This window comes from Aquabacterium lacunae (assembly GCF_004310865.1).
Lineage (GTDB): Bacteria > Pseudomonadota > Gammaproteobacteria > Burkholderiales > Burkholderiaceae_C > Aquabacterium > Aquabacterium lacunae.
Map to the genome: position 1 here is coordinate 1 of NZ_SIXI01000023.1, position 1,632 is coordinate 1,632.

Genomic DNA, 1,632 nt, shown 5'->3' on the forward strand with positions numbered 1-1,632 from the left:
AGGCCTGGCGCTAACTCGCCAATTGGTTCGCCACGTGGCGCGGTTCGCGGTCTCAATCTGGCTGTCAGTCCTTCGGCTGCCTGCTGGCCACCGCGCGGCGCCAAAGTGCCACGCGCCACCGCCAAGTTGGCTGCTTGTCCTTCGGCAATCAGCACCAGGTTCTGTGCCGTGTCTTCGCCACGCCATCAGCTCGCAACATGAAGCCGCAGTCATGGCTTCGCCATCACTGGTCAGCGTCTTGGCGTTATGCTGGCTGCATTCGATGCGCTGCTTGAACAGCGCCAAACAAAGAACACCTGGGAGCCCTTGTGAAACGCTGTCCGCCCATTGGCGCACGCCATCGCTCTGGAAGTGGTAACGCCATCACCGAGCACTGGCACGGGCGCTTCGCGCAGGCACCGTGGCCTAACTCGGCGGTCAAGCGGACGCGAAGCTTGCCCGCCTTTTGTGGACATTCCAACCTAACGGAGAATGTCCCCCATGGCAAAACCTGGCCCAAAACTAGTCAACCGGTACAGCACTGAGTTCAAGCTCAAGGCCGTCGCCTTGAGCAACGAACCCGGCGTGCTCATCAAGGACGTCGCTGAGTCCTTGTGCATCCACCCCTTCATGCTTTCTCGCTGGCGCAAGGAGGTGCGCGACGGCCTGATCACCGGAGAGCTGCCCGAGCCCGAACCCCAGGTCGTCGCTGAGTTGAAGCGGCTCCAAGAGGTCGAGCGCCAGTTCCAACGCCTTCAGCTGGAGCACGACATCCTAAAAAAAGCCATTCGGTTTGCTTCTCAAACAAAGGCCGCGTCTTCGCCTTCATCGAAGCAAACCGTCAAGCGCTCCCGCTCTCGCTGATGTGCCAGATCATGGACGTTTCTCGCTCAGGCTTTTATGCCTGGCGCCAGCGCCCCGCCAGTGTTCGCCTGCAGCTGGATCAGAGCCTGAGCGAGCTGGTGCACAAGGCCCATGCGGCCGGCCGTCAGGTCTATGGCTCACCCCGCGTGCAGGAACAGTTGCGCCAGTGGGGGGTACGGGCATGCCGCCATCGCATCGCGCGGCTCATGCGCAATGCCCGTCTGCAAGGGCGCTCCAACCACCTGTTCGTGCGCAAGGCACCTTTCCTGAAGTTCTTCCACCAGGTGCCCAATCGCATCTTGGATCTGCAGGTCACTGGCCCCAATCAGGTCTGGCATGGCGACGTCACATATCTCAAGGTCAACGGGGCATGGCGCTACCTGGCCGTCATCATCGACCGTTTCTCCAGGCGCGTCGTCGGCTGGAGCCTGGCCCATCACCGCACCTCCAAACTCACCATCGCCGCGCTGCAGCACGCCATGCGCAATCGCAAGCCGGCCAAGGGCCTGCACTTCCACTCGGATCGGGGAATCGAGTTCTCTTCTCTTGAATTCAAGGCCAAGCTGCGTCAGCATGGCTTCGTGCAAAGCATGAACCGCGCTTCGCACATCAACGACAACGCCTACATCGAGTCCTTCTTCCATTCCCTCAAAATCGAGGGCCTGTTCAAGATGACGTTCGATCAAGACCAAAAACTCTGGGACGAAGTGATCAGCTACATCCAGTTCTACAACCAGCACCGATTGCACTCCAGCATCGGATACATGCCACCGGCCGCCTTTGAACTCA

2 protein-coding genes are annotated in these 1,632 nt (G+C 60.2%); both read left to right on the forward strand.

From position 1 onward, the window contains the following. Positions 1-480: 480 nt before the first annotated feature. Positions 481-843, forward strand: coding sequence for a transposase (locus EYS42_RS16815; RefSeq protein WP_165456843.1), 363 nt, complete (start codon positions 481-483; stop codon positions 841-843). Next, a partial coding sequence (locus EYS42_RS16820; protein WP_245503693.1) for an IS3 family transposase occupies positions 807-1,632 on the forward strand: 826 nt, incomplete at its 3' end. The genes EYS42_RS16815 and EYS42_RS16820, both read left to right, overlap by 37 nt.

What these genes read in the sequence shown, in the direction of transcription:
- EYS42_RS16815 (WP_165456843.1), top strand. Translation starts at nt 481, where the DNA reads ATGGCAAAACCTGGCCCAAAACTAGTCAACCGGTACAGCACTGAGTTC.